The 20,082-nt window shown below is 72.9% G+C and carries 21 protein-coding genes; 7 read left to right on the forward strand and 14 right to left on the reverse strand.

Translation table 11 applies throughout. The annotated features are described in order from the left end of the window. Positions 1-157: 157 nt before the first annotated feature. Entirely contained in the window at positions 158-820 is a 663-nt protein-coding gene (locus ACQP09_RS33090) for an LAETG motif-containing sortase-dependent surface protein (RefSeq protein ID WP_433406343.1), read from the forward strand. A 154-nt stretch (positions 821-974) separates the two neighbouring features. Here ACQP09_RS33090 and ACQP09_RS33095 read toward each other — a convergent pair whose 3' ends face one another. Beyond that, complete coding sequence (locus ACQP09_RS33095; protein WP_433406345.1) at positions 975-3,128, reverse strand: SpoIIE family protein phosphatase; 2,154 nt, start codon at positions 3,126-3,128, stop codon at positions 975-977. A 249-nt stretch (positions 3,129-3,377) separates the two neighbouring features. Between ACQP09_RS33095 and ACQP09_RS33100 the strand changes: the two genes are divergently transcribed. Next, positions 3,378-4,460, forward strand: coding sequence for an enoyl-CoA hydratase/isomerase family protein (locus ACQP09_RS33100; RefSeq protein WP_433406347.1), 1,083 nt, complete (start codon positions 3,378-3,380; stop codon positions 4,458-4,460). A 43-nt stretch (positions 4,461-4,503) separates the two neighbouring features. Here ACQP09_RS33100 and ACQP09_RS33105 read toward each other — a convergent pair whose 3' ends face one another. The 7 genes from ACQP09_RS33105 to ACQP09_RS33135 all read right to left on the reverse strand — a co-directional run bounded on the left by ACQP09_RS33105 (position 4,504) and on the right by ACQP09_RS33135 (position 8,518). After that, entirely contained in the window at positions 4,504-4,731 is a 228-nt protein-coding gene (locus ACQP09_RS33105) for a hypothetical protein (RefSeq protein WP_432149596.1), read from the reverse strand. A 74-nt stretch (positions 4,732-4,805) separates the two neighbouring features. Beyond that, a complete protein-coding gene (locus tag ACQP09_RS33110; RefSeq protein WP_433406348.1) occupies positions 4,806-5,294 on the reverse strand; it encodes a hypothetical protein in 489 nt (162 codons plus the stop codon). Positions 5,295-5,396: 102 nt separating this feature from the next. Continuing rightward, entirely contained in the window at positions 5,397-5,912 is a 516-nt protein-coding gene (locus tag ACQP09_RS33115; protein ID WP_433406349.1) for an SRPBCC family protein, read from the reverse strand. A gap of 142 nt (positions 5,913-6,054) precedes the next feature. After that, the gene (locus tag ACQP09_RS33120) at positions 6,055-6,648 is read right to left on the reverse strand and encodes a hypothetical protein (protein WP_433406350.1); all 594 of its coding nucleotides are present in this window, start codon (positions 6,646-6,648) and stop codon (positions 6,055-6,057) included. Positions 6,649-6,694: 46 nt separating this feature from the next. Beyond that, positions 6,695-7,765, reverse strand: a complete 1,071-nt coding sequence (locus ACQP09_RS33125; RefSeq protein ID WP_433406351.1) for a DUF6286 domain-containing protein — start codon at positions 7,763-7,765, stop codon at positions 6,695-6,697. After that, complete coding sequence (locus ACQP09_RS33130; RefSeq protein WP_433406352.1) at positions 7,762-7,989, reverse strand: hypothetical protein; 228 nt, start codon at positions 7,987-7,989, stop codon at positions 7,762-7,764. Before ACQP09_RS33130 ends, ACQP09_RS33125 begins: the two co-directional genes overlap by 4 nt. Before the next feature lie 4 nt (positions 7,990-7,993). Then, complete coding sequence (locus ACQP09_RS33135) at positions 7,994-8,518, reverse strand: Asp23/Gls24 family envelope stress response protein (protein ID WP_433406353.1); 525 nt, start codon at positions 8,516-8,518, stop codon at positions 7,994-7,996. A gap of 235 nt (positions 8,519-8,753) precedes the next feature. On the opposite strand from ACQP09_RS33135, the gene ACQP09_RS33140 reads away from it, so the two are divergent. The 3 genes from ACQP09_RS33140 to ACQP09_RS33150 all read left to right on the forward strand — a co-directional run bounded on the left by ACQP09_RS33140 (position 8,754) and on the right by ACQP09_RS33150 (position 10,393). Beyond that, a complete protein-coding gene (locus ACQP09_RS33140; protein WP_433406355.1) occupies positions 8,754-9,341 on the forward strand; it encodes an RNA polymerase sigma factor in 588 nt (195 codons plus the stop codon). Further along, positions 9,332-10,045, forward strand: coding sequence for a hypothetical protein (locus ACQP09_RS33145; protein ID WP_433406357.1), 714 nt, complete (start codon positions 9,332-9,334; stop codon positions 10,043-10,045). Before ACQP09_RS33140 ends, ACQP09_RS33145 begins: the two co-directional genes overlap by 10 nt. Positions 10,046-10,219: 174 nt before the next feature. Continuing rightward, positions 10,220-10,393 (forward strand): hypothetical protein, encoded by a 174-nt coding sequence (locus ACQP09_RS33150; protein WP_433406358.1) that lies wholly within the window; start codon positions 10,220-10,222, stop codon positions 10,391-10,393. 71 nt (positions 10,394-10,464) lie between these two features. Here the strand turns inward: ACQP09_RS33150 and ACQP09_RS33155 are convergent, their stop codons facing one another. Next, positions 10,465-11,232, reverse strand: a complete 768-nt coding sequence (locus ACQP09_RS33155) for an NADPH-dependent F420 reductase (RefSeq protein ID WP_433406359.1) — start codon at positions 11,230-11,232, stop codon at positions 10,465-10,467. 118 nt (positions 11,233-11,350) lie between these two features. Here ACQP09_RS33155 and ctaD point away from each other — a divergent pair, with 118 nt between their 5' ends. Together ctaD and ACQP09_RS33165 are read left to right on the forward strand one after the other, a co-directional pair. Beyond that, entirely contained in the window at positions 11,351-13,081 is a 1,731-nt protein-coding gene (gene ctaD, locus ACQP09_RS33160) for an aa3-type cytochrome oxidase subunit I (RefSeq protein ID WP_433406361.1), read from the forward strand. A 44-nt stretch (positions 13,082-13,125) separates the two neighbouring features. Then, positions 13,126-13,467: a hypothetical protein gene (locus tag ACQP09_RS33165; RefSeq protein ID WP_404062802.1), complete on the forward strand. Its 342-nt coding sequence runs from the start codon at positions 13,126-13,128 to the stop codon at positions 13,465-13,467. A gap of 114 nt (positions 13,468-13,581) precedes the next feature. On the opposite strand, the gene ACQP09_RS33170 is transcribed toward ACQP09_RS33165, so the two are convergent. The 5 genes from ACQP09_RS33170 to ACQP09_RS33190 form a co-directional block, all read right to left on the reverse strand. Further along, positions 13,582-15,366 carry an FUSC family protein gene (locus tag ACQP09_RS33170; RefSeq protein WP_433406843.1) on the reverse strand — a complete coding sequence of 595 codons (1,785 nt, stop codon included), beginning with the start codon at positions 15,364-15,366 and terminating at the stop codon, positions 13,582-13,584. A 325-nt stretch (positions 15,367-15,691) separates the two neighbouring features. Further along, complete coding sequence (locus tag ACQP09_RS33175; protein ID WP_433406362.1) at positions 15,692-17,305, reverse strand: sigma-70 family RNA polymerase sigma factor; 1,614 nt, start codon at positions 17,303-17,305, stop codon at positions 15,692-15,694. Between the two features lie 235 nt (positions 17,306-17,540). Beyond that, positions 17,541-17,735: an antitoxin gene (locus tag ACQP09_RS33180; RefSeq protein ID WP_404062797.1), complete on the reverse strand. Its 195-nt coding sequence runs from the start codon at positions 17,733-17,735 to the stop codon at positions 17,541-17,543. A 338-nt stretch (positions 17,736-18,073) separates the two neighbouring features. Next, positions 18,074-19,069, reverse strand: coding sequence for an MASE1 domain-containing protein (locus tag ACQP09_RS33185; RefSeq protein WP_433406844.1), 996 nt, complete (start codon positions 19,067-19,069; stop codon positions 18,074-18,076). Positions 19,070-19,133: 64 nt separating this feature from the next. Then, positions 19,134-19,961: a PP2C family protein-serine/threonine phosphatase gene (locus ACQP09_RS33190; RefSeq protein WP_433406363.1), complete on the reverse strand. Its 828-nt coding sequence runs from the start codon at positions 19,959-19,961 to the stop codon at positions 19,134-19,136. Positions 19,962-20,082: the final 121 nt, after the last annotated feature.

Consider the following 20,082-nt stretch of genomic DNA (forward strand, 5'->3'; position numbering starts at 1 on the left):
GCGTGAAGTTGCTGTCCGTCTTGTAGGAAGTGGCGGAGGTATGGCGGGAGTTCGTCCGGGGAGTGACGCACGGGGCGGGTGCGTCCTCCCGGGGCGATGGCAGTACTGTGCGCCCCACCGCCATTCGGGCGATGAGATTCAGCTGGAGGAAGTATCCATGACCATACCCAGGAGATCGTGGCGTGGCGCGGGAGCACTCGTGGCCGCTGCGGTCGTCGGTCTGACCGGAGGCGTCATCTCCGCCGGTCCGGCTGCTGCTCACACCCCCACCTGGGTTGTGACCTGCGATGAGGTGACCATCGACCTCAAGTACTACACGCCGGACGTCCCCAACACGGTGACCGTCACGGTGGACGGCGAGGACCTGCTGCCCACCGAGACGTTCGGCAAGGAGTTCAGCAAGAAGCTCACGCTTCCCGAGCACTCCGAGAAGCTGACCGTGCGACTGGTCGTCAAGGACGGCAGCAAGGGCGGCCAGCACTCGTTCGAAGACGAGAAGACCGCTGAGGTGTGCGAGGGGGAGGAGACCCCCACGCCGCCGCCGACCGAGCCCACGCCGGCGGAGCCGACTCCTGAGGAGCCGACGCCGACCGAGCCGGCACCGTCGGAGACCCCGGGCACGGAGACGCCCGAGCCGAGCGCCACGCCCGCGGAGCCTTCGGAGTCCGCGCCCGCCGTGCCCGTTCCGAGCGAGAGCTCGCCGCCGCTGGCCGAGACCGGTTCGTCCTCCACCACGCCGGTCATCGCCGGCGCCGCCCTCGCGGTGCTGCTCGCCGGTGGCGGAATCCTGTGGGCCGTCCGTAAGCGGCGTACCGCCTAGGGTGTGTCCGGCGGATCTTGACCGGGTCCGCGACGCCTGAGCGTTCGGCGTGGCTCCTGCCCTCCGGGGCGGTGAGCGGCGCCGGGCCGTCCAAGGTGTTGGAGCCGCCGGTCGAGGGGCGTGCCGCATCGCTGAAGGTGATGCGGCACGCCCCTCATCGCTGTCCGGCGGGTGGGACCTGCTCGACGGCGGCCGGGAGCGGCGCGGTGGCGGGCGGGGGAGCGGGACCGATCTCGCACCAGACGGCCTTGCCCTCGCCGCGGGGTTCGATGCCCCAGCGGTTGGCGACCGCGTCGAGAAGGAGCAGCCCCCGGCCCGAGGTGGAGGTCTCTCCCGGGGTACGCCGACGGGGCCAGGCACTCGACCGGTCCTGCACCGAGAGCCGGATCCGCCGCACCGGCTCGGGCAGCACCTCCAGGGTCAGGACGGCCCCGCCCTCCGTGTGCAGCAGGACGTTCACCAGCAGCTCACCGGTGACCAGTTCGGCGTCGTCGGCGAACTCGGCCATGTCCCAGTCGGCGAGCGCCTGGCGCACGATGGCCCGGGCGTCCGACAGCCCTTCCGGGTCCGCCTGATGGATGTACTGGTGCAGCCGCGGCGCGTGCGAGGACCCGACGTCGGGGCTGCGCCGAAGGACCAGGAGCGCCACGTCGTCCCCCGACCCCCAGCGTTCCCAGAGCCGGTCCGAGAGATGGTCGGCCAGCGCCTCGGCGCCCGCGGGACCCGCGCTCACCTCGTTGCGCAGCGCGTCCACGCCCGTGTCCAGGTCGGCGCCCGGCTCCTCCACCAGCCCGTCCGTGTACAGCACGAACGTCTCCCCGGGCACCAGGTCCAGCCGGGTCTCCGGGTACTCCTCGTCCTGGAACTCCGTGGAGATGCCCAGCGGCAGACCACCGCGCACCTGCGGCGTACCGACCCTCCCGTCGGTATGGCGGATCAGCGGTCCGAGGTGCCCGGCCCGGACCACCCGCGCCGCACCCGTCGCCAGGTCGACCTGGGCGTAGGTGCAGGTCGCGAAGCGGTCGGTGTCCAGTTCGGAGAGGAAGCGCGAGGCCCGCGCCAACACGGTCGCCGGCGGGTGCCCCTCGGCGGCGTACGCGCGCAGGGCGATGCGCAACTGGCCCATGATCGCGGCGGCGTGGGTGTCGTGGCCCTGGACGTCCCCGACGACGAGCCCGTAACGGTTCTTGGGCAGGGCGATCACGTCGTACCAGTCGCCGCCGACCTGCCGCCCGCTCCATGCGGCGTGGTACCGCACCGCGATCTCGCCGCCCTCGATGTCCTGTATGCGGGGCGGGAGCATCGCGGACTGGAGCTGGGTGGCGAACTCCCGCTCCTCGTCGAAGAGCATCGCCCGCTGGAGCGACTGCGCCACGATGGCCGCGAGACCCAGGCACAGGATCCGCTCGTCGGCGTTGAAGACCGTGCGCTCCCGGTAGAACAGGGCGAGCCCGCCGAGCGACCTGGCCTGCGCGACCAGCGGCAGATAGGCCGCGGCCCGGAACCTGAGCTTGCCCAGATGCGGCTCGAGGACCGGATACCGCCGAGCCAGCGCCGCCAGCGACGTGATGAACCGCGGCCGCCCGCTGCGGATCGCGTCGGCCAGCGGAAGGTTGCGCTCCAGGTCCCCGGAGCCGAGCCCGTCGAGCGCCTCCAGCGACTCGCCGCTCAGCGCCACGATGTTCAGCGCGGAGTTCTCCACGAGCCCCAGAGCCAGCCCGTCCGCCCCCAGCCGCGCCAGCCCGCCCGGACCGGTGAGCGCGGCCGTCACGTCGTCCACGGTCACCGCACGTGACATCGCGCTGGTCGTGCGCTCGACGATGTTGGTCTGCCGCTGCCGGCGCTTTTCCAGATCGAGGACGAAGGCCGAATGGGTGACTTCCGCCGTCGCGTCGCGGACGACCCCCACGATCCGGTGGGCCTTCCCGTCCTTCGACCGGAGGATGCGGGCCTGCACATGGGTCCACTGGGTCGTCCCGTCGTCCAGCGGAACCCGGAAGTGAACGTTGTACGAGTTGCTGCCGCCGGTGATGGCCTCGTCGATCGTGACGTCCAGCCGGGCCCGTTCCGCCGGCTCCAGCCGCTCCACCAGCGCACCGGGACGTGAGTCGAAGGTCGCCGGATCCACGCCGAAGACCGCGAGTCCGGCGTCGTCGATGTCCAGGGTCCGGGCATCGAGGTCCCAGTCGAAGCTCCCGGTCCGGTTCATGGCGAGGCGCTCCGTCGGCCCGATCTCACCGTTGGCTCTCCGGTCGATCCGGCGGAGCGGAGCGGCTTCGGTGTCCTGCCGCCGTTCGTGGTCGGTCAATGCATGCTCCGGAGGTCGTCCGGCGGGGCGCGCGGCGACGCGCCCCGTAGGCCTCAATTGTCGAGCCGCTTCCACCGGAGTGCCACAGCGGAGCACCACCGAAGTTTCCACCCGGACCACGCGCCGGACCCTCCGGCCGACCCGCTGTCCGGAGCGCGGCCCCGGGGTCGCAGAATGGCGGGAAAGGACCGTCCGGCGGTGAGAAACGGCCCTCAGGTCTCCACCGTGCCCAGTGAGCGGAGTGCACACATGATCGACGACCGGCCCGTCCTGCTGGAGACCCGAGGGCACTCCCTGCACATCACCCTGAACCGGCCCCGCGCCATCAACGCCCTCACCCACACCATGGTGCGGCTGCTGGACGAGGCGCTCGCCGACGCCGAGCGGGACGAGGCGGTCACCTCGGTCGTCCTCGCCGGGGCGGGCGACCGGGGCCTGTGCGCGGGTGGTGACATCCGGGCCCTCCACGACGACACCCGCGCCGGAGGCCGTGAGTCGCTGGACTTCTGGCGCGACGAGTACCGCCTGAACGCCCGCATCGCCCGGTTCCCCAAGCCGTACGTGGCCCTGATGGACGGCATCGTGATGGGCGGCGGAGTCGGCGTCTCGGCCCACGGGTCGCTCCGGATCGTCACGGAGCGCTCACGTGTGGCCATGCCCGAGACCGGTATCGGCTTCGTCCCCGATGTCGGCGGCACCCACCTGCTGGCCGCCGCCCCCGGCGAGCTGGGCACCCACCTGGCGCTCACCGGCCGGGCCGTCGGACCGGCCGACGCCCTGCTGTGCGGCCTCGCCGACCACTACGTACCCGCGCGGCGCCTGCCGGAGCTCACCGAGGCCCTGGCCACGGCGGCGAGCGCCGAGGAGGTGGCGCGTAACGTGCAGGCGTTCAGCGAGGAGCCGCCCGCCGGTGAGCTCGCCGCGCAGCGCGACCGGATCGACGCCTGCTACGCGGCGGACACGGTCGAAGAGATCGTCCAGCGGCTCCGGGACGGCTCCGACCCAGCAGTGGACGAGACGCCGGCGACGGCGGACGAACTCGCCGGTAGGTCGCCCCTGGCGCTCAAGGTCACTCTCGCCGCCGTCCGCCGGGCCGCCCGGCTCGACAGCCTGGAAGCCGTCCTCGACCAGGAGTTCCGCGTCTCCGCCCGGATCCGCGAGGAGCCCGACTTCGTGGAAGGCGTCCGCGCGCGGATCATCGACAAGGACGGCAGCCCGCAGTGGAAACCGGCCACCCTCGCCGAGGTGGACGACACCGCGGTCGCCCGCTTCTTCGACCCCCTCGGACCGGACGAGCGGGAGCTCGGTCTCGCCCCCGGCGGGACGCCTTGAGACCGAGCCCCTGCCCGGAAGCCTCCTCCCGGTTCCTCTCCGCCTACCTGTCGCTGCCGGAGAGACTCGGCTGCAACTCCCGTACCAGCGCGAACAGCCGGTCCTCGTTCCCCGTCAGCCCCGCTCCGCGCAGGGCGCGGTCGGCGTCCCGCATCGGAGAGGTGAGCAGCGGCAGGTACAGGGGTGCCTCTTCCGGGTCCGAGAGCGCGGCCCGGGTGGCCTCCAGCAGGCGGACATACGCCTGCGCCGCGGCGAGCTCGTCTTTGTCCATCTCAGCGTCTCCTGGTCGAAGGTGTCGGACCGTCAAGCATCTCCCATGGGTCTGACAACGCCCCTCCGCGCCCGCTACCGCACTCCGGGAACTCCCGCCGGTGGCTCAACCTCCAGATACCGCCGCCTGCGAGGACCCCGGTAGAGCAGCACGGTCCAGCCGAGCCCGCGCAGCACCTCGGCGCACTCGGCCAGCGCCTCCTCCTCGTGGTGCGCGGCGCCGCTGCCCGGCGGCCCGGCCCAGTCGACCCGCACCGACCCGGCCGACTCGCCCGTACGCACCCGGTACCCGGCCGACACCCGCTGCCCCGCCGTGTCGACGGCGGACGGAGTGGCTCCGGAACTCTCCAGGGCCAACGCGACCGCCCGTACCGGCCGGTGAAGCTCCCACGGCGCCGGCACGGCCTCCGGACGATCGGCCCGCCCGTCGCCGGTCAGACGGCGGATCTGGAGCAGACCGTCGAAGGCGGTCCGCACCGAGGCGGCGCGGGCCTCCGTGCTTTCGGTGAGCGGCGGCCCGTCCCCGGTCGCGGGCTCGAACCCGGCGCCCTCCGCACTGCCCATACGTCTCCCCCTAGCCCGGACCCCGCGTACGTGATCCAGTGTGCACCGGGGCACTGACACCGCCCGTCGCGCGGACGGACGGTGCCGTGCGGCACGGCAGGCTCAGGCGGTTCCCCGGAGATCCTCCTCCAGGGCGGCCTTCAGGCGTTCGAGAGTGATCCGGATGTTGCCGCGCTGGAACTGCGCGAAGGTCTTGCCCCTCGTCGCGACCCGGTCGAAGCCGTTGGCCAGGAAGTCCGGCCAGGAGCGCCGGTCGTCGGTCCAGGTCTCGGTCACCCGGGTCCCGCCGTCCACAGCTTCGAAGCGGTACTCCCAGGTCGCGATGGGTCCGGGCAGACGCGGCCGCCGGACACCGATGGCATGGACCCGGAAGGCGAAGCGCTCGCCCGGATCGGCCGCCGTCACGGTGCACCGCGTCGTCCAGCTCACGCCGCCGCGCTTGTTCCGGCCCTCGAAGACCATCCCGACGTACGCGCTCCGCCGCTCTCCCCGTACGGTCGCCCCGCGGTTCTCGGGGCTCCAACGGCCCATCGCGGTGGGGTCGCTGAGCTGCTCGTACACGTGTGCCGGAGGGGCGTCGATGACGATGCTGTCCGCCACGGACATGGTGCGGGGCATGGAGCGGCTCCTTGTCCACGGTCGTCGTCGGGCCGTATGCGGGATGCGGACGGACCGTGGCGCCGCGTCCCGGGGCCACACCTTACTCGCGAGTAGGTGATGGGCGGGTGGGGGAGCGGTCCGGAGCACCGACCCCCACGGTTCAGCGTGCGCGCCGCTCCCGCCGGTTCGCGACCCTCACCCGTACGTCGGTGGGCAGAGCGCGTACGCCCGCGCAGCGACGTGCGTCCGCCACCACGCCGGCGGCGACCCGGCGCACCACCTCCGCAGGCCGGGCCTCCGGCTCGACCACCAGCGTCACCGCAGCACGCAGCGGCCGGCCCGCCAGACGTACCCGGGCGTGCGCCGCACCGTCGACCGCGGCCGCCTGCGAGGTCATCGCCCGCTCCCACGCCCGCCGCCGCAGCGTCAGCCCGGCGCTCCGCAGGCTCACCCACCGGGGCCCGGACGCCGACACCTGCCCGGCGAACCACCGGACGGACAGGGCCAGTACGAGGACGAGTGCCACGATCACGGCCGGGGTCCACCAGCCGTTCTCCCGCACCCGGGCCAGGCCGTCGCGGTCCAGCAGCACCCCGTCGGCCGCGCGTTCGGACCACCAGCCCGGTACCTCACGTCCCACCGGGCCCAGCCCCGAACCGTCCCCGACGGCCAGCAGAAGTCCGCCGCCCAGCAGGGCGAGGCCGACCGCCCCGAGGAGCACCCGGTTCACCGCGCCACGCCCGATCACCGCCACGCCCGCCACATCCTCAGACCGTCATCCGCCACGCCGCTCATGCCACTCACGCCTCTCCGCCATGCGGAAGCTCGCCCCGACGGAGGCCCCGCGAGCCGTCCGCCGTGCCGTCCGGCGTGCTGTCCCGCGAGCCGTCCGCCGTGCCGTCCCGAGCCCCAGACACACCCGGCTCCGGCCGCCCCGCAGATGCCGGTCCGGCCGCCTTCTCCAGTCCCACCGGCCCCTCCGCCCGCCACCCCGCCTCGCGCCGCACCCCGACCCGCAGGGCCGGCGGACGGGTCAGGCCCAACTCCGGCAGGCCCGCGCCCAGGACCCGTACGGCCTCCGCGCGTACCTCCTCGACGTCGCCGTACCCCACCGTGGCCCGCACCCTCGCCCGCCGGCGGCGCACGCGCACCCGCGCCCCGACGACCCCGGGGACGCCCAGGGCCCGCTCCCGTAGGGTCCGGGCCGCCGCCGCGCGGTCCAGCGCCGCCCGTACGTCAGGGGCCGGCGTCGCCATCCGCAGGCGTCGCCGCAGCCCCGGCAGGAGCGCGCACGCCAGCAGCCAGGCGCCCGCGGCCGCCGCGACCGCTCCGCCGGTCCGTACCGCGGAGTCCGCCGGACCGTGGGTCGCCGCCCAGTCCAGCACCGCCGTACGCCAGCCGGCGGGGGCTTCGCCGAACCGGACCGCGACCACATCGGCCAGCAGCAGCCCGCACGCCACCGCTCCCACGGCCGCCACAACCGCCGCCGGAACACGGCGTTGCGCCCGGATCCGGCCGCCGCGGAGGCCGGCACCACCCTCCGGCACAGGCTCCGCGCCACCGGCCCCCTGAGCAGCGCCGACCGACAGCGCGTCGACGCGGACCTCGGCGCGGGGCACGGCCAGCCCCGTCAAGGCCGCCGTCCGGGACTCCGCCCGCTCCCGGATCCGTCGCGCGGCCTCGTCGGCCCGCACCGGATACGGCAGCCGCACACCGACCGCGATCCGCGCGGAGGCCCCGCGCACGTCGGCCGAGCCCCGGACCACCGACCCGCCGTCGGGCAGCGCCTCGGCGGCGGCCCGCTCGGCGATCCGCCGGACCGCCCGCGGGGCCACCGTCGTCGTACCGCGCCCAGCGGCGGGAACCGTCACGGCCGCCTCCCGGCCAGCGAGTCGAGGAACTCCCGCAGCCCGGTGCCCCGGTCCACCAGGTGACCGGCCAGCCAGCCCAGCGAGCCGAGCGCGGCGACCACGAGGAACGCCCCGAACCCGCCGAACCAGCCCGCGAACCCCAGGGCCATGCCCGCCGCAGCTCCGAGCGCGCCCCGGCCCGGCCCACCGTCCACCGGGCCGGGCCCGTCCACCCTCCGTGTCACGCGATCACGCCACACGGGTCTCGACGGGAGCGGCCTCGTCGTCGTCCTCGGGCAGGTGCACGTCGTTGACAGTCACGTTGACCTCGACGACCTCCAGGCCCGTCGTCCGCTCCACCGCGGCGATGACGTTCTCGCGTACGTCACGCGCCACATCGGTGATCGGGACGCCGTACTCCACGACGAGATCCAGGTCGATCGCCGTCTGGCGCTCGCCCACCTCGACCTTGACGCCCCGTCCGACGTTCGGCCGGCCGCCCGGCACCCGGTCGCGCACCGCGCCGAGCGTGCGCGAGAGCCCGCCGCCCATGTCGTACACGCCCGGGATCTCCCGGGCCGCCATCCCCGCGATCTTCACGACGACGGTGTCCGCGATCGAGGTACGGCCCCGCGTCGCCGCGGGCTCGGAAGCGCCGGTGGCCCCGCGTCCCACGGTCGTCGTACCGCCGACTCCGGCGCTCGGCTTCGGTCCGCCCGAACCCGGTCCCGTGCCCGCGGCGGGAACGGCTGCGGCTGTCTCGGTGGTGGTCATGGAAACTCCTCGCGTATCGCTCGACTCGTAACGCCTGACATCTCGTTGGACACGTGGTCCGCCGATTCGTCACGCGAGTTCCCGGAATCTTTCCGCCGATCCCCGACCAGGCGTTGCGGTCCGGTGCGTGACGGGGCAGACCGGTGCGTGACGTTCTGCCGTTCCAGGTGTCCAACGGGAAGAAGCGAGCAGACCGAGAGGGTGTCGTGCAACCGACTGAGGGAGGGGCTGGTCCGTGCCCGGCAACGGGAATCAGATGACGGAACGGGCGCCGGAAGGCGTCCGAGCCGACGAGGCGCTGCTGGTCGTACGGGCCGGAGAAGGCGACGAGGAGGCGTTCGAGGCACTGGTGCGGCGGCACAGCCCGGCCATGCTGCAACTCGCGCTGCGGCTCCTGGGCGACCGGGCGGACGCGGAGGACGCCGTTCAGGACGCCTTCGTCAGCGCCTGGCGCAAACTTCCCGAGTTCCGCCGGGACGCCTCCTTCCACACCTGGATGCACCGCATCGTCACCAACCGCTGCCTCAACCGGCTCCGGTCCCGCAGACCGGCGGCGGACCTCGACTCGGTCCCCGAGCAGGCCGCCCCGGAGCACCAGGCGTCACCCGCCCGCGCCGTCGAGTCACGGGCCGCGGCCGACGCGCTGGCCGAGGCGATGGCGGGCCTGTCGCCCGAACAACGGGTCTGCTGGGTGCTCCGCGAGATGCAGGGACTGTCGTACGAGACCATCGCGGACACGGTCGGAATCAGTCTGCAGGCGGTCCGAGGCCGGGTCTTCCGAGCCCGCCGCTACCTGACGGAGGCGATGAGCGCATGGCGATGAGCGCCAACCCCGACCGGCCGGAAGAGATCCGGCCGGAAGAGATCCGGTCGGAGGAGATCCGGTCGCAGGAGATCCGGCCGGAGGAGATCCGGTACGAAGAGGAGGAGCGGCTCGCCTGCGGGCGCCTGCTGAGCGGTGTCTGGGACGCCGGTGACGCCGGCCGGACAGCCGACGACCCGCACCTCCTCACCTGCCCGCACTGCTCGGCCGCCCTGGCCGAACTCACCGGCCTGGGCGATGCCGTACGCCGTACCTGCGCCGAGGAGCCCGGCGTGCCCGAGGCGGCCACCGCCGCGATCACGGCCCGTGTGATGGACCTCGTACGCCTCGAACTGCGCCCCGGCCGCCCGCTTCCGCTCGGGGAACCGGAGGAGGACCACTGGATCGTCGAGGCGGCGGCCGCACGGCTGCTGCGGGCGGCGGTCGACGCGCTGCCGGGCGTACGCGCCGGGAGCTGCCGGATCGCTCCGCTCGACGCGGCCGACCCGACGGGCCCGGTCCGCGTACGCGTCGAGGTCGCGGCGAGCCTGGACCGGTCCCTGCCGGACGTGGCCGACGCCGTACGCGCACGGATCGCCGCGGTCACCGACCAGGACATCGGCATCCGGCTCGGTGCGGCGGACGTCCTGGTCGTGGACATCCTGGACGACGAGTACGGCGACGGTGACGACGATCAGAGCTACGGCAGGGGAGGAGCAGCGTGATGACCGCCGACACACTCCGGGACCGGCTCGCGGAAGCGGCGGCCGGGGCCGCTCAGGACGCCCCCGGCGTCGCCTTTCTGAGCCCCGGCGTCGTCGACCTGCTGCGGACGCGCGTGGCCGACCGGGCCCCGCGTCTCGCGGCGGGGCCCGGACCGCGGACGCGGGGGGGTGCGGGTGAGCCGGGACGAGGCCGCCGGTGCCTGGCACGTCGACATCCGCCTTGTCCTGCACCGCGGCCACCGGGCTCTTGACGTCACCAGAGCCGTGCACGCCGCGACGCTGGCGGCGGTCCGCGCCGAGCCGGAGGTCGCGGCGCGAGTGACGGTGACCGTGACGGGGGTGGTCTGAGCGGACCGGGCCGCCCGGTCCGCTCGCCCCGCAAACCACTGGTCCGCTCGCCCCACGAATCGGGCGCGGAATCAGGCGCGCCACTCCGCCGTGCGTTCCGGCGACGCCTCCGCCAGCGCCTTCACGATCGCGTCCGCGTCGCCCTGGTTGCCGTACACCGGCGTCCCGGGCTGCTGACGCCACGAATCGTCCAGGCCGCCCGCGTCGACCGTGTCGAAACCGAGCTCGTCGATGAGGTCGCGTACGGCCTGCTTGGCCGCCGGGTCGTCGCCGGCCACCGGCAGCGCCTGCCGGCCGGGCGTGCCCTGCGGACGGCCGCGGTCCAGGATGTCCTGCGCGTACGTCCCGTTGAACGCCTTGATCACCGGGTGCCCGATCTGCTGCTCGGTCCACCGGCTCTCCGGCAGCCCGTCCTCGATGGCGGCGATCCGCCCGTCGCGCTGCTGCGGGTAGTAGTTGCCGGTGTCGATGACCGTGACGCCGTCCGCCGCCCCGTCCAGGAACCCGGCGGGCAGGTCGGGTACGGCCTTCAGCGGGACGGTCACGACGACGACACGGGCGTCCCGCGCCGCCTCGGACGCGGCGACAGGCGTGGCTCCGGTCTCCTCGGCCAGGGCCGTCAGGGTCTCGGGGCCGCGGGAGTTGGCGACCGACACGTCATGTCCGAGTGCGGTCAGGCGCCTGGTGAGATTTCCACCGATGTTGCCCGCGCCGATGATGCCGATCTTCATGGATCCGACCTTCCGGTATCTGCTGAGTGGACAGAAGTGGTTCTGTCGCTCCACCAACTCCGCTGTCCGGTCGCCTATTCCGGACCGGTGCAGTTCGGTGTGGGCCATTTGAGTGTCCTTGCCAGGCGCTCGCACGGGACGTGGAAGGATGTCCCACCGGACCGATCACCGCGGGTCCATCCTGGTCGCCGAGTCCATACGGGCCGTTGACCGAAGGAGCGTCGCAGTGACGACGAGGGGCATCTCGCAACCGGTGGAGACCGGTGGAGCGGAAGAGGACGAACTGCCGGTACGGCGCAAGGAGCCGGGCAACGTCGTCGTCAAGTGGATGACCACCACGGACCACAAGACGATCGGCACGCTCTATCTCACCACCTCCTTCGCCTTCTTCTGCGTCGGAGGACTGCTGGCCCTGGTGATGCGCGCCGAACTGGCGCGGCCCGGAACCCAGCTGATCTCGAACGAACAATTTAATCAAGCGTTCACGATGCACGGCACGATCATGCTGCTGATGTTCGCGACACCGCTCTTCGTCGGATTCGCCAACTGGATCATGCCGCTCCAGATCGGCGCGCCCGATGTGGCGTTCCCGCGGCTGAACATGTTCTCGTACTGGCTGTACCTCTTCGGCTCGCTCATCGCGGTGGCCGGCTTCCTCACGCCGCAAGGGGCCGCCGACTTCGGCTGGTTCGCCTACGCGCCGCTGAACGACGCCGTCCGCTCGCCGGGCATCGGCGCCGACCTGTGGATCATGGGTCTGGCCTTCTCCGGCTTCGGCACGATCCTCGGCTCGGTCAACTTCATCACCACGATCATCTGCATGCGCGCCCCCGGCATGACGATGTTCCGCATGCCGATCTTCACCTGGAACGTCCTGCTGACCGGTGTCCTGGTCCTGCTCGCCTTCCCGGTCCTGGCCGCCGCCCTGCTGGCCCTGGAGGCGGACCGCAAGTTCGGCGCCCACATCTTCGACGCGGCCAACGGCGGCGCGCTGCTGTGGCAGCACCTCTTCTGGTTCTTCGGCCACCCCGAGGTCTACATCATCGCTCTGCCGTTCTTCGGCATCGTCACCGAGATCTTCCCGGTCTTCAGCCGCAAGCCGGTTTTCGGCTATATCGGTCTGGTCGCCGCCACCATCGCCATCGCCGGACTCTCCGCGACCGTGTGGGCGCACCACATGTTCGTCACGGGTGCGGTATTGCTGCCGTTCTTCTCCTTCATGACCTTCCTCATCGCGGTGCCGACCGGTGTGAAGTTCTTCAACTGGATCGGCACGATGTGGAAGGGGTCGATCTCCCTCGAAACCCCGATGCTCTGGTCGATCGGATTCCTGGTCACCTTCCTTTTCGGCGGACTGACCGGCATCATTCTCGCCTCGCCGCCGATGGACTTCCATGTCTCGGACTCGTACTTCGTCGTCGCGCACTTCCATTACGTGGTCTTCGGCACCGTGGTCTTCGCGATGTTCGCCGGATTCCACTTCTGGTGGCCGAAGTTCACCGGCAAGATGCTGGACGAGCGGCTCGGCAAGGTCACGTTCTGGACGCTCTTCATCGGTTTCCACGGAACGTTCCTCGTACAGCACTGGCTCGGTGCCGAAGGAATGCCACGCCGTTACGCCGACTATCTCGCGGCGGAAGGATTCACCGCGCTCAACACCATCTCCACCATTTCCTCCTTCGTGCTCGGCCTCTCCCTCCTGCCGTTCTTCTACAACATCTGGAAGACCGCCAAGTACGGCGAGAAGATCCTCGTGGACGACCCGTGGGGCTACGGCCGTTCGCTGGAGTGGGCGACCTCGTGCCCGCCGCCGCGCCACAACTTCGTCACCCTGCCGCGGATCCGCTCCGAATCCCCGGCCTTCGACCTGCACCACCCCTCCCTGCGGGCGATCGACGAGGCCGCCAACCGGCACGACGCCTCCGTGACCGTGGCACCGGGGGACAACCAGGAGTGAGCGCGGCCCGCCCCGAACCGGAGAGTGCGACGAGAGGAGGACGCGTGAACCCCGACAAGGACAGCGCCCGCGGCCTGGCCCAGCTGGAGGGCTACCTGCTGTGGAACGCCGAACTCGACAGGGCGCGAGCGCAGGCACGCCGCTTCACCGACGAACTGCCCTGGCTCACCACCGCCCAGCGCGAGGACGTGGAACGCGTCTACCTCACCGACCGGGTCGCCGTCTCCCGCGAATCGCTCACCCGGGTCCGCGACCGCGCGGCCGAACTGCGCGGCGAGTACAGCGCACGCTACGAGCGGCTCCGGGCCCGCTGCGTCGCGCTCTCGGTCGTGGCGGTGGGCGCGGTCACCTGCGTCGGTACGTCGCTGACTCTGCTGCTGCGCTGAGCAGGCCGGGATCCGGTGCGGCCCGGAAGCGGCCGCCCGGATCCCGGCCGCGCCGGTTGCCGCCCGCCGCCCGGTGGACCACGCGTCGTCCGGAGCCCACCGCCGGACGTCCCGTCAGGCCGGCACGCCGGACCGCTCGGACGCGCGGTGCGCCGCGTCCAGATCTGCCAGCTGCGCCGCGATCCTTTCGGCGTGCGACGGGGGCAGCGCGGCGTTCGGGTCGTGGAGGTGGACCGCGCAGGCCGTCGTCGTGTCCACGAGACGTTCCAGGGCGCCGGCCACCTCCTCGAACGCGGCCGTGCGGCCTGCGACCGGCGGGAGCTCGGCCGCCGAGAGGTCCAGCGCCGCCCGCGCCACGGCGAGCGAGCGGTAGGCGTCGCGGCGCAGCGCCCCGCGCCCCGGGCCGTCCTGAGGGTGGGCCAGTACGTGGCGGAGATACCGGTGCGCCGCCGCCACCGCCGTGTCCACCGCGTCCCGCACCCGGTGGCCCCGCTGTCCGGGCAGCGGCAGATGTCCCGCCAGCAGCACGATCGCGCAGGCCGTCAGCGACTCCACGACCCGGCCCCACGCGGCCTGCGGTTCGCCCGCCAGCAGGACGAGGGAGAGCACCAGCACCGTGACGACCGCCGTCTGGGCGGCGAAGTGCCGAGTGGCGACGGGGATCAGCGCCCCGCATACGGCGACGGCCGCGACGGCCACCAGCGGCCCGGCCACCGACACTCCCGCCACCGACACTCCGGCCACCGATGCTCCTGCCACCAGCGCGAATAACCCGGCGAAGACGGCGGCGCCCACCACCGTCCCCGCGGCCCGGCTCAGCACGCGGGAGACGAGCGGCCCGAGATCGGGCTTCACCAGGAACACCGCCGTGGCCGGCATCCAGTACCAGTGCTCGTGGTCCAGGCCGAGCGCCACCGCCGCACTGATCCCGCAGCACAGCGCCACCCGGAACCCGTACTCCCGCCCCGCCGGCCCGAAAGCGCGGCGCAGCAGCGGAACGAGCCCGGGCCGTCGGCGCGCGGGCCGCAGCGACTGGCCGGCCCGGTGGTCGAACGCCTCCGCGGCCGCGAGGAGGGCGTCGTCCAGCGCTCGGAGCCCCGCACCGGCCCGTACCGCCGCGGGCAGCGGCCCGCAGGGACTTCCCGTACGCACCGCGTGCGCCAGCCGCAGCGGACCCTCCGCGACCCGGCCGGGCAGTGGCTCACCGGCCCAGGCCAGCGCCGTCGCCGCCTCGGCCAGCGGCAGCGCCGCCGTGTACTGGGCGTGCAGCCGCCGCTCGGCCGCCGAACGCGCGTACCGCCGCAGCCGGGGCCCGGAGAGCGCGTCCTGCGCCTGGTCGAGTGCGGCCGAGAGCGCCGCCCGCCGGGCCGGAGCCCGCGTACCGCCCGCCGCGCGTAGCAGCTCGGCCACCGCCGCGTACACCGAGGCCACCGCCTCGCGCTCACCGTCGTACCGGTAAGGGCCTCCGGCGGTCCGCCGCCGCGACGGCAGCACCAGCCGCAGGAACAGCGCCCACCCCGCACCCGCCAGGAACAGCAGCGCGCGCTCCCCACCGGACTCCGGCAGCGGCATGCCCGCCCCGACCACCGCCGCGACCAGCAGCTGCGTACCGCACGCCGAGGCCACGGGCCCCGTCGAGCTGAGCGCCCCCGCGACCAGCCCCAGCAGACCGAGCAGCACCGCCAGCACGAACGACGCGGCCTCCGGCGGACCCACCGCCGGCAGCACCGAGCCGATCAGCAGCCCGGCTCCACCCGCGAGCGCCGGGATCCCCACCCGCGAGACGGACGAGCGCCGACCGCCCGGCCGGTCGTTGATCCCGGCGAACATCGCCCCCAGCGCAGCCGGAACACCCGCCGTCGGCCGGTCGTCGATCACCGCGAGGAGCAACGGCAGCATGGCGAGCGCCCCGCGCACCACCGCACCACCGTGGACAGGTCCGCGCTGGGTGCGCAGCACATGGCCGAGCCAGAGCGGCAGCGGCCGTGGCGCGAGAGGGAAAACGGGTGACACCACCGGGCTCCGGTCCACAGGGGGAGGGGGATCCGCCGGGGGACGTCATCGGCCTGGGCGCTGCTACCAGTGTGGATCACCGAGGTGGAGGCGGTGCTTCACCTGCGTTTCCGCCAGGTGAAAGATCACCGCGTGACCCTGAGGCCATCGCGTGACCGTAAAGGTCACCGTTGGCTCATAAAGGGGCACGGGGAAGGCCACCGCATCATCCTCACTGTGTCCCGAACTTCTGCGTCCACACAGGCCCGCCGCCGGAGTCCACCTTTCCGATGCCCATCTCCTTGAACGAGCAGTTCAGAATGTTCGCGCGGTGGCCCGGACTGTTCATCCACGACTCCATCACATCGGCCGGAGTCCGCTGCCCCTTGGCGATGTTCTCGCCGTAGGTGCTCCACCGGTATCCGGCCGCGGTGATCCGGTCGCCCGGGTCGCGGCCGTCCAGCGAGGTGTGGGAGAAGTAGTCCTGGGCCGCCATGTCGGCGGAGTGCCGCTGCGCCGCCGTCGCCAGCAGATCGTTGGAGGTCACCGGACCGCACCCCTCCTTCGACCGCTCGGCGTTGACGATCTGGAGGACCTCGCCGTCCTCCGAGGCCGGAGGAGCGGGGGCGGGCGGCGGCGGGGGCTTCGGGGCCGGGGCGGCGGTGCTCGGGGCAGGCGGCCGGGTGCTCTTCGTCGGTGAGGGCTTGGGCTTCGGCTTGGCCGACGGGCTCGCCGACGGCGAGGCGCTGGCCGACGGGGACGCGGACGAGGCCTTGGCGGACGGTGACGCGGTCGTCGGCGTGGGGGAGGGGTCGTCACCCGCCGTGGGGAGGGTCGCGCTCTCGGACGGGACCCCGGAGCTGAGCGTCGTCGCGTCCCGGTCCACCTCGTCGGTGTACAGGTGCACGGCCGCGCCACCGGTCCCGAGCGCGGCGACGGCGATCACGGCGGCGATGGCCGAGTTGCGGCGCCGCCGCCGTACCTGACCGCGCCTGCGCTCGGCCCGTCCGGCACCGGCCGTGGAGGGCACCGTGAGGTGTGCGGCCGTCGTCAGCAGCTCCGGGGCCACCGCGCCTCCCGCCGCCCCGGCCACCGGGACCAGCGCGAGACCGACCAGCAGCCCCTCCGCCGGTACGAGCCCCGAGCCGTGGCCCGAGCAGACGGTGCAGTCGCGGGCGTGGCGGGCCAGCCGCTTGCGCCACAGGGCCGACGGGATCCCGTCCCAGCCGGCGAGGATGTCCTCCAGCAGCACGCACGGCGGGTCGGCCGCCAGCGCGCCCACCACGACCCGGGCCGCCTCCAGCTGGGCCTTCATCCGCTGCACCCGTACGGCGGTGTGCTGCGGGGTGAGCTCCAGGGCGGCGGCGACCTCGGCCCGGGACAGGTGGCCCGCCGTCTCCAGCCACCAGAGCGACAGCAGCGCGCGGTCGTCCTCGTCCAGCCACCGCGTCGCCTCCGCGACCTGGCGCCGCTGGCCGGTCAGCCCGAGCCGGAGAATGGTCAGCTCGACGAAGTCGGCGCGCGGATCGGCCAGGTCGAACGTGTCGTCCAGCCGGCCGGCCGAGATCGCATCCGACTGGCCCTCGCGCCAGTGCCGGCGTATCTCGTTCATGGCGATCGCCACCAGCCAGGAACGAAATCTCTCCGGGTCCCGCAGCTCGGGCAGGCTGCGCAGCATGCGCAGCACCGTCTCCTGGACCACGTCGTCCACGTCCGCGTGCCCGTTCAATGCCCGCCCGACGACGTTGTAGAGCAACGGCAGGTACGACGCGACGAGCCGGTCCTTGGCCTCCTGGTCGCCGTTCCGCGCCGCCGCGATCAAGGCCGTCCCGTGATCCTTGCCCATGCTGTGCTCACTCTTCCGGGGTCCGGTGCTGTCACTTCCCACACTCGGGAGATGCGGTGCGGGCCGGACGATAACAAGAATCGGATAATCATCCCGGAATTCTTCCGGCCCCGCCCGCAGCCCCTCCCGCGCCCCGGAACGTCCGACAAGCTCACACCCGGTCCGTGCCACGGGATGCGACCCGTGGCACGGACCGGGGGTGAGCGGACAGGGCCGGCCGGTCACCGGCGACGGTTCAGGTGCGCGGCGGCCCGTCCTGGTCGCGCTCCGTACCGAACTGCTGGCGGAGCTTGTCCTGAGCGCCGTCGACCTGGCCGCTGTATTTGCCCTTGGTCCGGTCGTCGACCATGTCTCCGGCCTTGTCGATGCCCTTGCCGGCCTGGTCCTCATGGCCCTTGAGCATCTTCTTGATCTTGTCCAGTGCGGACATGCCTGATCCTCCTCGCTCGGCACCCCCCACCCATCAAGGGTCACCGCACCCGGCCCGGCTCGCATCCCCGCGCCGGCGCCGAGGAGTCCGCACGGTGGACGCGAGGTGTGAACCCGAGCCGACTGGGCAGATACCGGTCACCTGGAGGAGGTGGTGGCCATGGGCCGCATCCGCATCGTTGTCCGTCGACCCCCGCCCCCGTCCGGGCCGCCCCCGCTCGATCTGCGAACCCCGTCAGGGCGCCCGCTGCCCTACTGACGGTTTCGCGCTGACGGTTTTGCGCTGACGGGTTCGCGTGCCGGTTTCGTGAGGCCACCGCCCGCCATCGCGCCGGCCCGTCACCGACCGGAGTGCGGCGGCCCGTCGTCGTACCGCGCCGATGGCGGTCCCGGCAGCGGTGCGAGCTGTTCCACCAGCGCTTCCAGCTCCACGACCGCGTTCTCCGTCTCATGGCGGATGTTCTGGTGCTCGGCCACGATCGCCCCGAGCAGCAGTGCCGTGAGCGCCACGCACCCGTTGAGCACGGTGAGGTTGGCCATGATCTCCATGAGCGAATGGCCCGCGAACGGACCCAGGGCGTCCGTACCGGCGGTGATCGCCAGCACCGACACCACCAGGGCGCACGGCGCGCTGCCGGGCAGCTGGAAGCGGAGAGCCGCCCAGATGATCACCGGGAACACCAGGTAGATCATGGAGAGCGAGCTCCGTGTGGAGACGAGCCCCGCCACGACCACCACGACCGCGAGCAGGCACGCCTCCGGCCACCGGTCGGACAGCCGGGGCCACCTCGCCCGGCTCAGCACCAGCAGTACGGGGGTGACCACGAGGACCCCCATGGCGTCCCCGGCCCACCAGGACGACCAGACCAGCCAGAACCGCCCCGGCGGAACCTTGTCGTCCAGCAGCAGCGTCACACTTCCGGCGGTGGCGCTGATCAGCATCCCGGCGAACGCGCCGAGGAAGACCAGACAGACCCCGTCCCGCAGCCGGGCCAGCTCGCTGCGGAACCCGACCCTCCGCAGCAGCGCGTACGCGGCCAGCGGCGCGAGCGTGTTGCCGAGGACGATGCCGAGACGGGACACGGTGAACGCGTCACCGATGGCGGAGACCGTGAAGAGCGCGCCCAGGGCGATGCCCGGCCAGATCCGGGCGCCGAGGTACAGCAGCGCGGCGAGCGAGATCCCGGTGGGCGGCCACAGCGGCGTGACCACGGCGCCGTCCACCACCACCTGGCGCGTCAGCCCGAGCCGGCCGGACAGGTAGTAGGCACCGGCCACGCCCAGGATCTGCGCCACGTACACGGCCCGACGTCTGGCTTCCTTGCTGCGGATCACAGCACTCATCAGACACCGACCGCGCGGAGGAGGCGGCCGGTGACACGCGCCCCGCCGCCTCGCGTCAGCGCGCCCGGGCCGGAGCGTGCCGCAGGACGAGCACCGCCGCGTCGTCCTCGTGGCCCGTCAGCTCCGCCGCCCCGAGGACCCCGTCGGCCAGCGCGTCCGCACTCGCCCCGGCATGCGCGGCGACCAGCCGCCGTACCCGGTCGAGGCCCTCCTCGATCACCAGTGACGGACCCTCGACGACCCCGTCGGTCAGCAGCACGATCGCCCCGTCCGCGTCCAGGGTCCGCCGGGTGACGGGGTACCTTTCACCCGTCTGGATGCCCAGCGGCAGGCCCCCAGGGTCCTCCGTGACGCCCGACCGCCCGTCCACGGTCGCCCACACGCTCGCCACGTGCCCGGCCCGCGCGCTGTGCAGCTCCCAGGTGTGCGGGTCCAGCCGCAGGAACGTACAGGTCGCGAAGAGGCCGGAGTCCACCGACAGCAGCAGGTCGTTGGTGCGGCCCATGACCTCACCCGGGTCGGAGACCGTCCCGGCGATCGCCCGCATCGCGATCCGCACCTGGCCCATGAAGGCGGCCGCCTCCACGTCGTGCCCCTGGACGTCGCCGATCGCGAACCCCAGAGCGCCGTCCGCCAGCGCGAACCCGTCGTACCAGTCACCGCCGATGTCCAGCCCGTCACGGGCGGGCGCGTACCGTGCGGCGGACCGGAGGCCGGGGAGCTCGGGAAGGGTCGCCGGAAGCATGTCGCGCTGAAGGGCCTGCGCGAGTTCCACTCTGGCCTGGTGGAATTCCACCTCCCGCCGAGCGCGGGCAGTGAGGCTCTGCAACGTGGTGAGCAGATCCTCGGCGCTTACCGAGCGGGGAGTCCGACGCCGGTTCATGGGCTGCTCCGCGGTGCGTGAGTCCCTGAATCATATGGTGCCCTCCCCGCGGCGGCGACTTCGCCGAAGACCGGCTTGCGCCCGTGGCCGGATGGCCCCGCACGCCGGGCCGTTGTCAGTG

Origin of the sequence: Streptomyces sp. CA-146814, from assembly GCF_050942385.1 — a bacterium.
Lineage (GTDB): Bacteria > Actinomycetota > Actinomycetes > Streptomycetales > Streptomycetaceae > Streptomyces.

Coding starts and splice junctions, on each gene's coding strand:
- ACQP09_RS33180 (WP_404062797.1), bottom strand. CDS start 17,735: ATGTCCGCACTGGACAAGATCAAGAAGATGCTCAAGGGCCATGAGGAC.
- ACQP09_RS33170 (WP_433406843.1), bottom strand. CDS start 15,366: ATGCTGCCGTTGCTCCTCGCGGTGATCGACGACCGGCCGACGGCGGGT.
- ACQP09_RS33145 (WP_433406357.1), top strand. CDS start 9,332: ATGGCGATGAGCGCCAACCCCGACCGGCCGGAAGAGATCCGGCCGGAA.
- ACQP09_RS33135 (WP_433406353.1), bottom strand. CDS start 8,518: ATGACCACCACCGAGACAGCCGCAGCCGTTCCCGCCGCGGGCACGGGA.
- ACQP09_RS33155 (WP_433406359.1), bottom strand. CDS start 11,232: ATGGCCCACACCGAACTGCACCGGTCCGGAATAGGCGACCGGACAGCG.
- ACQP09_RS33190 (WP_433406363.1), bottom strand. CDS start 19,961: ATGAACCGGCGTCGGACTCCCCGCTCGGTAAGCGCCGAGGATCTGCTC.
- ACQP09_RS33090 (WP_433406343.1), top strand. CDS start 158: ATGACCATACCCAGGAGATCGTGGCGTGGCGCGGGAGCACTCGTGGCC.
- ACQP09_RS33115 (WP_433406349.1), bottom strand. CDS start 5,912: ATGCCCCGCACCATGTCCGTGGCGGACAGCATCGTCATCGACGCCCCT.
- ACQP09_RS33105 (WP_432149596.1), bottom strand. CDS start 4,731: ATGGACAAAGACGAGCTCGCCGCGGCGCAGGCGTATGTCCGCCTGCTG.
- ACQP09_RS33100 (WP_433406347.1), top strand. CDS start 3,378: ATGATCGACGACCGGCCCGTCCTGCTGGAGACCCGAGGGCACTCCCTG.
- ACQP09_RS33175 (WP_433406362.1), bottom strand. CDS start 17,305: ATGGGCAAGGATCACGGGACGGCCTTGATCGCGGCGGCGCGGAACGGC.
- ACQP09_RS33110 (WP_433406348.1), bottom strand. CDS start 5,294: ATGGGCAGTGCGGAGGGCGCCGGGTTCGAGCCCGCGACCGGGGACGGG.